This is a genomic window from Yinghuangia seranimata (genome assembly GCF_029953285.1).
Classification (GTDB): Bacteria; Actinomycetota; Actinomycetes; order Streptomycetales; family Streptomycetaceae; genus Yinghuangia; species Yinghuangia seranimata.
Genome location: NZ_JASAOI010000023.1, coordinates 110411 through 122606 on the forward strand (window position 1 = coordinate 110411; position 12196 = coordinate 122606).

Below are 12196 nucleotides of genomic sequence, written 5' to 3' on the forward strand. Positions count from 1 at the left end.
TCAGCCGCCCCCGCCCTTGCCCCCGCCGCCGAAGCCGCCGCGCGAGACCGAGCCCTTGCCCGGGCGCACAAACGTTCCGCCACCGGAACCGACCGAACTCCCGGACGGCGGCAGCGTGCTCGTGCCGCCGCCCGAGCCCTTGCGCGGCACGTAGTACCAGGCGTACACGCCCGTCCGGTCGCTCAGGCACAGCTCGTCGGCGACCCGCATCATCGTCTGCTTGTGCACGCAGACCTCCGCGTAGTCCGCCTGCTTCGAACCGCCGGAGCTGCACGCCGTCAGGCCGCTCGCGAGGCCCAGGGTGAGCGTCGCGGCGACCGCCGTGGAACGCAGCCGCCGACCCGAATCCGCGGGCGTGGGCACCCGTACCTCCCCGTATGTCGATGGAGGAAGGACGGTACCGGCCCGGCACCGCGGCCCACCAGTCAGGTGCCTCAGTGCACCGACAGGCCGCCGTCGACGAACAGCGACTGACCGGTGATGTACGCCGACGACCGGCCGGCCAGGAACACGGCCGCCCCGGCGAAGTCCTCGGCCACGCCGTTGCGGCCGACCATCGTGCGGGCGGCCAACTCGGCGACCTTCGCCGGGTCGTCCGCCAGACGCGCGTTCAGCGGCGTCATCACGAAGCCCGGCACGAGCGTGTTGCAGGTGACGCCGTGCGGCGACCACGCCTCCGCCTGCGAACGGGCGAGCGACTCGAGGCCGCCCTTGGAGACGCCGTACGCGCCGCTCTGCACGAACGCCCGGTGCGCCTGCTGCGACGAGACGTGGATGATCCGGCCGTAGCCGCGCTCCGCCATGCCCGGCCCGAAACGCTGGCCGAGCAGGAACGGGGCCTCGAGGTTGACCGCCATGACCGCGTCCCACACGTCCTCGCCGAGCTCGCCCAACGGCGGACGCAGGTTGATACCCGCCGAGTTGACGAGGATGTCCGGCTCCCCGAACACCGCGGCCGCGGCGTCGGCGGCGACCCGCACCCCGTCCCGACTCCCGAGATCGGCGCTGACCCACGCCGCCTCGCCCCCGTGGGCGGCCAGTTCGTCGACGGTCTCGACCAGCTCCGCCTCCCGACGGGCGACGACCACCACCCGAGCCCCGGCCCGCGCGAGCCCGCTCGCAACGGCCCGCCCGATCCCGGAACTCCCGCCGGTCACGAAGGCGGTGAGACCGCCGAGGGAGAACATGTCCGACAGGTGGGTGTTCGTGTGCGTCATGTCCGCACCCTAGTTCGACCGGATGCCTGCGACGCGTTGCGGGGATGTTCAGGCGCGGGATGTGGCGACTGCAGGCGGGCTCGGCGGTGCCCGGTCGGAAACGAGGTCGGCCGTTCGAGGGGGAGCCGGCCCAGACGCGGACTGGGTGGGCCGGGCACGGGCGTCGGCTCCGCGAGCGCGCTGCTGCCCGCGCCCCCGGCGGCCCGGACCGGCTGGCGCGGGCGGGTGTGGAACGCGGCAACCGCGGGTGGTGCCGGCTGGGCACGGTGTTGCACGGACGCAACGCGAACCGGGGAGGACTCCCGTGCCTCGACTCCGCGACGCCATATGCACGGCGCAGGCGGCGCCTCCGGCGGCGCGGCGGGGGCGTACGCGGGAGGTCCGGGATCTGGAACCGTCGAAACGCGAACCGGGCGGGCGGGGCGGGGGTGTCGGCTTCGCCCGGCGCCGTGAGGGGGTCTCCGCGCCGCGTCGCGTAGTCCCTACGCCAAGTCGTCCAGCAAGGCCGCCGGGGTCCAGCGGTGGTTGCTGGCGTCGAGGATGACCGGGGGGACGGCGACGCGGCGCATCGCGGAGTAGCCCGGGAGGCGGATCGCGCCGCCTTCCGGGGTGTGGATGATCAGGTTGCCGTTGAGGAGCTCGCGACCCGCGTCGGCCATCACGAAGCCGACGCGGATCCGGTCGCCCGGCTGCGCGTCCACGGTGACGATCCGCTTGCCGACGCCGGTCAGGTCGTGCGTGTGGAAGTCGGCCATCGCCTGCTCCTTCGGTCGCGTGCCGGTGCGCCCGGGGGACAGGCGCACACTCGCTGACGGATATCCGGGCCCCGCCGCGGCCACACCTGAACGGACGCGGCGGCATCCATCCGGACCTGCGCCGCGGCCCCGTCGCGCACTCGGCGCCATGTCGTCGGCGCGCGGCCGGATTTCCGGTGGAGCACCGGCGCGCCGTCCGCTTGGATGGGAGGCGATGACCACGAACACCACGCCGCCCGGCGACCTGCTCGAGCGCGTCGAGGCCTATCTCGACGCCGTGCCCCGCGCCGCCCGCCCGCCCGAGGACTTCGGCTCCCTGACCCTGTTCCTGCAAGAGGGCGACGGCTGGCCCTACTACGCGCGCCCCACGCTGGGGCACGCCGCGCAGCCCACCGTCGGCGACGTGGCCGCCGTACGGCTGCGGCAGCGTGAGCTCGGTGTCCCCGAGGCGTTCGAGTGGGTGCACGAGAGCACGCCGGGCCTGCGCGACGCCGCCGAGCGGGCCGGGCTGCGCGTGCACAGCCACCCGCTGATGGTGCTGGACGTCGACGCCTTCCACGCCGCCGAACGCCCCGCGCCGCCCGACGTGACGGTCCGGCGCGTCCCGCACGACGCGCTCGACCTGGCCATCGTGCAGAGCGTCCCCGCCGTCGCGTTCTCCGAGCCCGGAACCGCGGTCGGCCTCGGCGGCGCCGACCTGCGCGACGCCGCCGCGCCCGGCCAGCCCCTGGGGCTGCTGCGCTACGTCGGCGAGCGGCTGCGCGCCGAGCGGACCGTCACTTATGCGGCGTACGGCGCGAAGGGCCCGCTCGCGGTCGGCAGCCACCAGCCGCGAGGCGGCGCCAGCGAGCTCGTCGGCATCGGCACGCTGCCCGACGCGCGCCGCCAGGGGCTGGGCGCCGCCGTCACGTGGCACCTGACCGCCGACGCGCTGGACCGCGGCCTCGGGCTGGTGCTGCTGAGCGCCGGCGACGAGGACGTCGCGCGGATCTACGGGCGGCTCGGCTTCCGGCGCGTCGCGACGTCGATGATCGCCGAGCCGTCGACCGACGACTAAGACCCGAGAACACGCCGAGACACGCCGAGAACACGCCGAGAACACGCCGAGAACACGCCGAGAACACGCCGAGAACACGCCGAGAACACGCAGAGGCCCCGTCGGAAGTCGCCTTCCGACGGGGCCTCGTGCCGTTCAGCGGCGCGTCACTGCGCCTGTGTGGTCGCGCCGGACGACAGCGCGCTCTTCGCCTGCCACTGGCTCCACGTCAGCTGCCACGCGCCGAAGCCGTTGCCCGGGTCGGTCGCCGTCCTGCTCTTCGAGCCCTTGATCACCACCGGGTCGCCGACCTGCACGCGGTCGTAGAACCACTTGGCGTCGTCCACCGTCATGCCGACGCAGCCGTGGCTGGTGTTCGTCTTGCCGATGTTGCCGGTGTTCCACGCGGCCGAGTGGAAGAACGTGCCCGAGGTGGTGAAGTGCACGACCCACGGCACGTCCGGCAGGTTGTAGCTGTCGCCCAGACCCACCGTCTGCGAGTCCAGGGTCTCCTTGGCGTTCTTCGACAGGATCACGTGCGTGCCGCCGCGTGTCGGGTACTCGTCCGAGCCCGCCGACATCGGCAGCGACTTCACCAGCTGCCCGCCCTCCATGACGTTGACCTTGTGGTTCGGCACGTCGACCTCGACGACGCGGGAGCTGCCGACCGTGAAGGACGCCTCGTAGTCGCGCGCGAAGTAGGTGCCGGCGCCGCTCTTGACGCCCTTCAGGTCCGCGTCGAGCGTGACCTTTGTGCCCGGCTTCCAGTAGTCCTTCGGCCGCCAGTCCACGCGGTCCTTGCCGGAGTAGTCCTTCATCCAGCCCCACGAGCCCTCGGTGGGCACCGACGCGGTGACCTTCAGGTTCCGCTCGACCGCGGCCTTGTCCACCACCGGGTAGTCGAACGTGATCGACACCGGCTGCGCGACGCCGAACGTCCCGCCGCCGGTCGGCTTCATCGCCAGCTTGTTGGTGCGGTCCGCCTTCTTCGTGGCGAACGTGCTCGCCGAGGTCTGGTCCTTGCCCTTGGCGGTACGGCTCGCGACCTCGACGGTGTACGAGGTGCCCGGCGCGGTGCTGCCGCTGGAGGTCCACGTGCGGCCGTCCGCCGACAGCGAGCCGGCGACCGCCCCGCCCTGCCCGTCGGAGACCTTCACGCCGGTGAGGGTGCCCTCCTGGGCGACGACCGTGATCGGCGAGCCGGGCTCGACGCCGGTCGTCTTGTCGGCGGGGGCGACGGTCATCTTCGCGGGCGCGTCGTGGTCCTTCTGCTTCCCCTCACCGCCGGTGAGCGCGGCGCCGCCGTTTCCCGCGGTCGTCCCCTGGTCTCTCGGTCCGTCCTCGCCGGACGATCCTCCGCCGCAGGCGGCGAGCAGCAGGGCTGACGCGGCGACCACGGGGACGACCGGGAGGAAGGTGGAACGGAGGCCCTTGCGGGGACCGGGTATGGCTGCGCGACTCACGGAGTTACCTCGGAGGTAGGGAACCGGGTGATTTTCCCCTTATCCGAGATGAACGACCAAATCCCCCGAATCGGTTGCGTGGAGTGGATCACACGCGGTCGTCACGCAGCGCGATGCCGCGTCGGCAGGGCGCTCATCCGACGCCGAAAACCCCACGTGGCGGGGCGGGTGAGCCGACCGCTGTGGCATCCGTCACAACCGCCGCGTCGCCGGTGAACGCGACCAGTTCCCCGCCCGCGACGACGACCGCCGGATACGGGTCCGCGGCCGCCCGCTCGGACAGTCGTTCGAGCGGCAGCGGGGCGTCGGAGGCGACCAGGACCGCGTTCGCGAACCGCTCGCCCGTCAGGTGGTCCTCCTCGGTGACCAGGCAGACGTGTGCGAAGACCGCCCGCGCGGTCGCGACCTGGCCGCGGAGGAACGCCAGCGCGCCGCCGTCGGACAGGTTCGCGGCGTACACCCCGCCCGGGCGCAGCACGCGCGCCGCGTCGCGGACGAACTCCACCGAGGTCAGGTGGGCCGGGATCAGCGCGCCGCCGAAGACGTCGGCGACGACCGCGTCGGCGGACCCGGCGGGGCGGGCCGCGAGGCCGGCGCGCGCGTCGGCGACCTCGACGGCGATCGGCTCGGCGGGCGGCAGCGGCAGGCGGGCGGTCACGAGGTCGACCAGCGGGCCGTCCGCCTCGACGACCCGCTGCGGCGAGCCGGGACGGGTCGCGGCGACGTAGCGGGGGAGCGTCATGGCGCCGCCGCCGAGGTGCAGGACCGCGAGCGGCGCCGCGGCCGGGGCGGCCAGGTCCAGCACGTGGGCGAGGCGGCGGGCGTACTCGAACTCGACGTACGCCGGCTCGTCGAGGTCGACGTACGACTGCGGCGAACCGTCGAGCGTCAGCAGCCAGGCGCGCGGCCGGTCGATGTCCGGCAGCAGCGCGGCGCGGCCGAAGGCGACGTCGGCGGTGACGGGTACGGGCTCGTCAGGGGTGTCGGAGGCCATCCGCCGATTGTCCCGCGCCGCCCCGACCGTGGAGTTGCCGGGCCCGGATACTCCGGCAAAGCTGGCAAATAGTACCTTTCGCATGCCTTGCGCCGCACCGGGAGGCCCACCGATGACCACGCCTTCGCCCACGCCGGCCGACCTGCCGCCGTTCGAGGACCGCACCGACTTCGAGGACGCCGACCGCGGCTTCGTCGCCGCGTTCGAGCCCGGCGTCGTCGAGGACGCCGACGGCCGCGTGGTGTGGGACGCGAACGCCTACGCGTTCATCGAAGGCGACTGCCCCGAAACCGCCGACCCCAGCCTGTGGCGGCAGGCCCAACTCGTCGCCAGGCAGGGGCTGTACGAGGTCGCCGACGGCATCTTCCAGGTGCGCGGCCTCGACCTGTCCAACATGACCCTCGTCGAAGGCGACACCGGCGTCATCGTCGTCGACCCGCTCGTCTCCGCGGAGACCGCCGCCGCGGCGCTGGAGCTCTACCGCGCGCACCGCGGCGACCGCCCCGTCACCGGCCTGATCTACACGCACTCGCACGTCGACCACTTCGGCGGCGCCCGCGGCGTCCTGCCCGACGGCAGCCGCGGCATCCCGGTCATCGCGCCGGTCGGGTTCCTCGAACACGCCGTGGCCGAGAACGTGTACGCGGGCAACGCCATGACGCGACGCGCCGTCTACATGTACGGCGACCTCCTCCCCAAGGGCCCCGCCGGCCAGATCGGCGCCGGCCTCGGCATGACCACCTCGCACGGCACGGTCACGCTCATCCCGCCGACCATCGACGTCACCGCCACCGGACAGCAGGAGACCGTCGACGGCGTGCCGGTCGTCTTCCAGCTCACCCCGGGCACCGAGGCGCCCGCCGAGATGAACTTCCTCTTCCCGGACCGGCGCGCGCTGTGCCTGGCGGAGAACTGCTCGCACACCATGCACAACGTGCTCACCCTGCGCGGGGCGCTGGTGCGCGACCCGCGGATGTGGGCGCGCTACCTCGACGAGGCCATCGACCTGTTCACCTTCGGCACCGACGTGGCGTTCGGCTCGCACCACTGGCCGACGTGGGGCACCGACCGGGTCATCGCGCTCATGGCCGGGCAGCGCGACATGTACGCGTACATGCACGACCAGACCCTGCGCCTGCTGAACGCCGGCCTCACCGGCACCGAGATCGCCGAGGAGCTGAAGATGCCGCCCGCGCTGGAGCGTTCGTGGCACGCGCGCGGCTACTACGGCTCGCTCAGCCACAACGTGAAGGCCGTCTACCAGCGCTACATGGGATGGTTCGACGGCAACCCCGCCCACCTGTGGGAGCACCCGCCGGTCGCGCAGTCCCGGCGGCTGGTCGACTGCATGGGCGGCATCGACGCCGTCGTCGCCAAGGCGCGCGCGTACATGGACGACGGCGACCTGCGGTTCGCCGCAACGCTGCTGAACCACGCCGTCTTCGCGGCCCCAGACGCCTCGGCGGCCACCGAGGCGCGCGGAGTCCTCGCCCAGGTCTACGACACGCTCGGCCACGGCGCCGAGAACGGGCCGTGGCGCAACTTCTTCCTGATGGGCGCCGCCGAACTCCGCGACGGGGTCACGCCGCCCGCCGTCGACACCACCGGGAGCGTCGGGCTCACGGGCGCGCTCACCGTCGACCAGATCCTCGACTCCGTCGCCGTCGCCGTCGACGGGCCCGCGTGCTGGGAGGACCACCTCGTCGTCGACTTCGTCGTCACGGACGAAGGGCGCACCTGGCAGGTCTCGCTCACCAACGGCGTCCTGACCCACCGCAGCACCCGGTCGGGGCTGCCCACCCGGGAGACCGCCGACCTGACGCTGACGCTCACCAAGGAACGGCTCCTCGGCGTACTGCACGGGCGCGGCCTCGACGGCATCGCCGCGGACGGTGACCGTGCCGTGCTGAGGCGGTTGGCGTCGTACGTGGAGGACCCGGATCCGGCGTTCCCGATCGTGACGCCGTAGGGCGCGCCTCGCAGGGGCGCCTACCGCCGCGCGGGGCCGCCCCGGGGTGGCTACGGCCGGTCGGGGTTTCCTGCGTCGTCCAGTCGCGGTGCGAGTTCGAGGAACGCGCGGCCGGCAGCGCTGAGCCGGTCGCGGTGCCAGACCAGCGCCATCGGGCGGTGCGGCGCAGGCGCCCGCACCGGCACGGACACGACTTCGGACGCGGAGCCCTCGGCGACCGACCGGGGGACCAGGGCGATGCCGAGGCCGCGCGCGGCCAGGCCGGGCAACACGGCCAGGTCGTCGGTCTCCGCGACGACGTCGGGCGTGAACCCGGCGTCCGCGCACGCGTTGTCGAGCTCGGCGCGCAGGCCGGTGACCGGTGGGAGGGTGACGATGCCGTGGCCGCGCAGCTCGGCGATCGCCACGTCCGGCGCCGCGGCCAGCGGATGGCCGGGCGGCACCGCGACGACCAGCGGTTCCTGGGCGAACGGCGCGTACGCGAGCGCGGCGGGCAGCCGTTGCCCGGCCGGGCCGGCCACCTGCCGGGGGCCTGACACCCCGATGAGGGCGAGGTCGGACACGCCCGCGGCGACGTCGGCCGTCAGCGCCTCGGGGTCACCGGAGAGCAGTCGCAGGCGGACCTGAGGGTGATGGCTCCCGAAGTCGGCCACGCGTTCCAGGAGTTCGGGCGGCGGCGCCGGGACCGTCCCGATGCGCAGCTCGCCGACGAGCACCCCGCGCAGCGCCGCGACCGCGTCCCGCCCGGCCTCGGCCGCGGCGAGCGCGGCACGGGCGTGCGGCAGGAACGCCTCCCCGGCCGGGGTGAGCCGCACCCGCCGCCCCGTCCGGTCGAACAGCAGGTCGCCGACCTCCCGTTCCAGGCGCGCGATCTGCTGGCTGACCGCGGGCTGGGCCACCCGCACCCGCTCGGCGGCACGGGTGAAGCCGCCCTCTTCGGCGACCGCCACGACGTAGGCGAGTTGACGCAGTTCCATAAGCAAAGCTTATGCGAGTCGATCGCTCGAATATGTTGGACATCTGGGACCGGGCTCGGGAGAGTGGGAGGACAGGCAGGGCGCCCCGCCCGCACTGGTTCAGAACCCGGCTCCGCGCCGAACCCCCGCCGTGAGCCGAACCCCCGCTGGAGGCCGCCGTGTCCCGCCACCGCCAAGCGTTCCTCGTGTGGGCCGCCGTGCTGCCCACGCTCACCGTGCTGCAGCTGGTCCTCGGCGGCGCGCTGGCCGACGTACCCCCGCTGCTGCGCCCGCCGATCATGGCGACGCTCGCGGTACCGGTCGTCGTGTACCTGCTCATGCCGGCGCTGGCCAAGCGGTTCGCGAGGGACTGACGGGCACTCAGGCGCGGTGCATACGCGGAGTTCCCCGGCGCCGCTGTCGACAAAGAGATGCCCATCGGCGTGTCGTCTCGAACATGCGTCCGATGTCGGCGTGGGTCGCTAGCCTCCGCAGCATGACGACCTTCTGGGACGGACCACACTCCGACACCGCGTTCGAGGACGTCGACTGGGCGTCGCTCACGCACGCCTACGGGCCCGCCGACGACGTCCCCGGGCAACTGGCCGCGCTGCGCTCCGGCGAGCAGGCCGTGCGGGACACCGCGTACTGGCGGTTGTACGGCAACGTCTTCCACCAGGGCGACCGTTACGCCGCCACGCCGTACGCCGCACGGCACCTGATATCCGTGGCGGCCGACCCCGCCACCCCGGAGCGGCACCGCGCGCTCGGGCTGCTCGCGCGGCTCGCCATCGGGTACGACGACGCGTACCTGCCGCGCGGGTTCGACGCGGGCCTGCTGCGTGCCGAGGCCGCGCGGATCGCCGCGCTCGACCCCGAGCAGGCGCGCCGCGAACTGGCCGAGTGGGTCGCCGAGGCGCCCAACGAGGACATCGCCCGCAACCGCGCGTACCACCTGGAGGTGTTCGACGTCGCGCACGAGCGCGACGCCGTGCGCTGGGCGCTCGAGTCCTACGACGCCGTGCGCGCCGGCACCGCCGTCTACCGCGCGCTGCTGGAGGACCCGTCGCCCGCCGTGCGAATAGGGGCCGCGTACCTGCTCGGCTGGTTCCCCGAGGACGCCGCGCGCAGCGTGTCCGCGCTCGTCGAGGTCCTGCGGTCCGAGACGCATCCGCCGGTGGCGGCCACCGCGGCGGTGGCGGCCGCGCTGCTCGGCGGCGGCCCGGCGGTGGCGCGGTGGGCCGAGGCCGCGCTCGCGGACCCGGCCGAGGTGGTGGCGTGGGCCGGCGCCGTCGTGCTCGCGCTGCGGTACGCCGGGACGGGCCCGGGCGCCGTACGCGTGTACCCGGCCTCGCTGGACGACGAGGCACTACACGAACGAGTGATCGCCGTGTTGCGCGCCCACATCGCCGACGCCCCCGACCTGCCCGACGCCCCGGGTGGCGAAGACCTCGACGACGTGGTGGGCGAGTTCGAGGACTACGTGCCACAGCCCGAGGGCGACGCCGGCTCGCGCGTCCCCTACCTGGACGGCGACCTGGCCGGGCTCGCGATGGGCGCGCTCGAACTGCTGGGCGAGGACGGCTGCGACGACGGCCGCGAGGAGGCCGGCCTCGGCGGCTGACCCGGCGTCACCACCCGTCATCCGTACGGCCCAACGCGCTGAGGCGGCGTCAGCTCCTGTTGCGGCGGCCATGATGCTGCCGAATGATGCAACGGTGGAGAAAAACCGGACTAAATAGGGCAAACTGCCCCTGTTGGTCTCCCGGCCCCCGGGTCCGGTGTGCCGCCCACCGTGAGGAGCCCCGACGTGGCATCAATGGACGTGCCCGCAGGCCAAGTCATAACCCAGCCCCAACGCGCGCCCCGCGCGGCCCCCAAGCTCAACGCGATCTCGTGGCTCGCCCTCGCCCTGATGACCACCAGCTCGGTGGCGTCGCTGCGCGCCGCGCCGACCATGGCCGTCTACGGCCTCGCCGCGGTCTTCCTGTACCTGGTCCCCGCGATCGTGTTCCTGCTGCCGACCGCGATGGTCTCCGCCGAACTCGCCTCCGGCTGGTCAGGCGGCGTGTACCGCTGGGTCGCGGAGGGCCTGAGCAAACCGCTCGGATTCCTGGCCGTGTGGTGCCAGTTCGCGATGACGATCTTCTACTACCCGAGCCTGCTCGCCTACGTGGCGAGCACTTTCGCGTACGTCATCAACCCTAGCCTCGCCAACAGCGGCGTCTACACAGCGGTCATCATCATCTCGCTGTACTGGCTCGGCGTGTGGGTCTCGTCGCGCGGCACCAAGACCGTCGCCGGCCTGTCGAGCACGGGCCTCGTCATCGGCACCCTCATCCCCGGCCTGCTGCTGGTCGTCCTCGGCTTCGTGTTCCTCGGCCAGGGCAACCCCTCCGCGGCCCCGATGAACAGCAGCCACATCCTGCCGCCGTGGACCGGCCTGGCCAGCCTCGTGCTCATCGTCAACAACTTCCTGAGCTACAGCGGCATGGAGATGAACGCCGTCCACGTCTCGTCGCTGCGGAAGCCCGCCAAGGAGTTCCCTCGGGCGATGTTCCTCGCCGTGGGGCTCGTGCTGCTGATCTTCATCCTGCCGGCGCTCGCGATCAGCTGGGTCGTCCCGTCGTCCAGCCTGTCGCTCACCGCGGGCGTCATGCAGGCGTTCGACGCGTTCTTCGCCTACTTCAACGTCACCTGGCTGACACCCGTGCTGGGCATCATGCTCATCGCCGCCTCGCTCGGCGGCATGCTCACCTGGCTCGCCGGGCCGTCCAAGGGCCTGCTGACCGTCGCGCGCGAAGAGGGCTACCTGCCGCCGTACCTGCAGAAGCTCAACAAGCACGGCGTGCAGCAGAACATCCTGGTCGCCCAGGGCGTCGTCACCACCGGCATCGCGCTGCTCTACGCGTTCATCCCCGACGTCTCCAGCGCCTACTGGATCCTGTCGGTCATCACCACGCAGGTCTACCTCATCGTCTACCTGCTGATGTTCGTCGCCGCGATGCGCCTGCGCCGGATCGCCCCCGCCCACCCGCGCGGCTTCCGCGCCCCGGCACTGCACGTGCTGTGCGTCGTGGGCTGGCTCGCCTCCGCCGCCGCGCTCGTCATCGGCTTCGTGCCGCCCTCGCAGTACGGCTCCGGCAGCGTGTGGTCCTACCTGCTGATCGTCGGCGGCGGCCTCGTCGTGGTCGGCCTCCTCGTCCCGTTCGCGTTCTACAGGTTCCGCAAGCCCGGCTGGAAGCAGCCGGACACCGAGTGGAAGGCCGGCGTCGGCACCACCACCGAAGGCGAGGCCACGGCGTGAACACCAAGGCACCGCACACGAGCACCCACCACCTCGGCGAGGACGTCGACCACGCCGGACACGTCGACACCGGCATCATGAGCCGGCGCTGGATCTACATCGGCTCCGTCGTGCTGCTGGTCGGCCTCCTCATCGGCGGGATCCTCGCCTACCGCGACGTCCGCCAGACCAACGAGGCCACCGACAAGGCCAACGAACTGCGCGAGACGCTCACCGCCGCCGGCCTGCCGGCCCCCTCCACCGACACCATCACCCGTACGCTCGGCACCGACGGCGGGCCCGTGTGCGAGGACCCCGGCAAGGCCCTGCACAACGGCGTCGACCGGGTCGGCCTCGACAACGGCGCGGCCGGGCCGGGCCTGCGGCCGGTCATCGGCACCGCGCGCATCGCGCAGGCCGAGCGCATCGTCCTGCAGACGTACTGCCCCGACAAGGTCGACGACTTCGACGACGAACTCGGCGACCTCACGTTCGACGACGTCGTCAAGCCATGACGCCG

At 73.0% G+C, this 12196-nt stretch carries 12 protein-coding genes; 6 read left to right on the plus strand and 6 right to left on the minus strand.

The window, feature by feature from the left end; translation table 11 throughout:
• From QI554_RS15910 to QI554_RS15920, 3 genes are all read right to left on the minus strand, one after another.
• Entirely contained in the window at positions 1-363 is a 363-nt protein-coding gene (locus QI554_RS15910) for a hypothetical protein (RefSeq protein ID WP_281470553.1), read from the minus strand.
• Between the two features lie 71 nt (positions 364-434).
• The gene (locus tag QI554_RS15915; RefSeq protein WP_281470555.1) at positions 435-1217 is read right to left on the minus strand and encodes an SDR family NAD(P)-dependent oxidoreductase; all 783 of its coding nucleotides are present in this window, start codon (positions 1215-1217) and stop codon (positions 435-437) included.
• A 482-nt stretch (positions 1218-1699) separates the two neighbouring features.
• Positions 1700-1972 carry a hypothetical protein gene (locus tag QI554_RS15920; RefSeq protein ID WP_281470557.1) on the minus strand — a complete coding sequence of 91 codons (273 nt, stop codon included), beginning with the start codon at positions 1970-1972 and terminating at the stop codon, positions 1700-1702.
• 214 nt (positions 1973-2186) lie between these two features.
• Between QI554_RS15920 and QI554_RS15925 the strand changes: the two genes are divergently transcribed.
• Entirely contained in the window at positions 2187-3029 is an 843-nt protein-coding gene (locus QI554_RS15925; RefSeq protein WP_281470558.1) for a GNAT family N-acetyltransferase, read from the plus strand.
• A 146-nt stretch (positions 3030-3175) separates the two neighbouring features.
• Here QI554_RS15925 and QI554_RS15930 read toward each other — a convergent pair whose 3' ends face one another.
• Together QI554_RS15930 and QI554_RS15935 are read right to left on the minus strand one after the other, a co-directional pair.
• Entirely contained in the window at positions 3176-4471 is a 1296-nt protein-coding gene (locus QI554_RS15930) for a L,D-transpeptidase (RefSeq protein WP_281470560.1), read from the minus strand.
• Between the two features lie 133 nt (positions 4472-4604).
• A complete protein-coding gene (locus QI554_RS15935) occupies positions 4605-5465 on the minus strand; it encodes a spermidine synthase (RefSeq protein WP_281470562.1) in 861 nt (286 codons plus the stop codon).
• Positions 5466-5577: 112 nt separating this feature from the next.
• Between QI554_RS15935 and QI554_RS15940 the strand changes: the two genes are divergently transcribed.
• The gene (locus tag QI554_RS15940; RefSeq protein WP_281470564.1) at positions 5578-7434 is read left to right on the plus strand and encodes an alkyl/aryl-sulfatase; all 1857 of its coding nucleotides are present in this window, start codon (positions 5578-5580) and stop codon (positions 7432-7434) included.
• Between the two features lie 50 nt (positions 7435-7484).
• Here QI554_RS15940 and QI554_RS15945 read toward each other — a convergent pair whose 3' ends face one another.
• Positions 7485-8411 carry a LysR family transcriptional regulator gene (locus tag QI554_RS15945; RefSeq protein ID WP_281470566.1) on the minus strand — a complete coding sequence of 309 codons (927 nt, stop codon included), beginning with the start codon at positions 8409-8411 and terminating at the stop codon, positions 7485-7487.
• A 158-nt stretch (positions 8412-8569) separates the two neighbouring features.
• Between QI554_RS15945 and QI554_RS15950 the strand changes: the two genes are divergently transcribed.
• From QI554_RS15950 to QI554_RS15965, 4 genes are all read left to right on the plus strand, one after another.
• Positions 8570-8764: a hypothetical protein gene (locus tag QI554_RS15950; protein WP_281470568.1), complete on the plus strand. Its 195-nt coding sequence runs from the start codon at positions 8570-8572 to the stop codon at positions 8762-8764.
• A gap of 122 nt (positions 8765-8886) precedes the next feature.
• Complete coding sequence (locus QI554_RS15955) at positions 8887-10014, plus strand: HEAT repeat domain-containing protein (RefSeq protein ID WP_281470570.1); 1128 nt, start codon at positions 8887-8889, stop codon at positions 10012-10014.
• Between the two features lie 195 nt (positions 10015-10209).
• Entirely contained in the window at positions 10210-11697 is a 1488-nt protein-coding gene (gene gadC / locus QI554_RS15960; protein WP_425527988.1) for a glutamate/gamma-aminobutyrate antiporter GadC, read from the plus strand.
• Complete coding sequence (locus QI554_RS15965) at positions 11694-12191, plus strand: hypothetical protein (RefSeq protein WP_281470574.1); 498 nt, start codon at positions 11694-11696, stop codon at positions 12189-12191. Before gadC ends, QI554_RS15965 begins: the two co-directional genes overlap by 4 nt.
• The last annotated feature ends 5 nt before the right edge of the window (positions 12192-12196 follow it).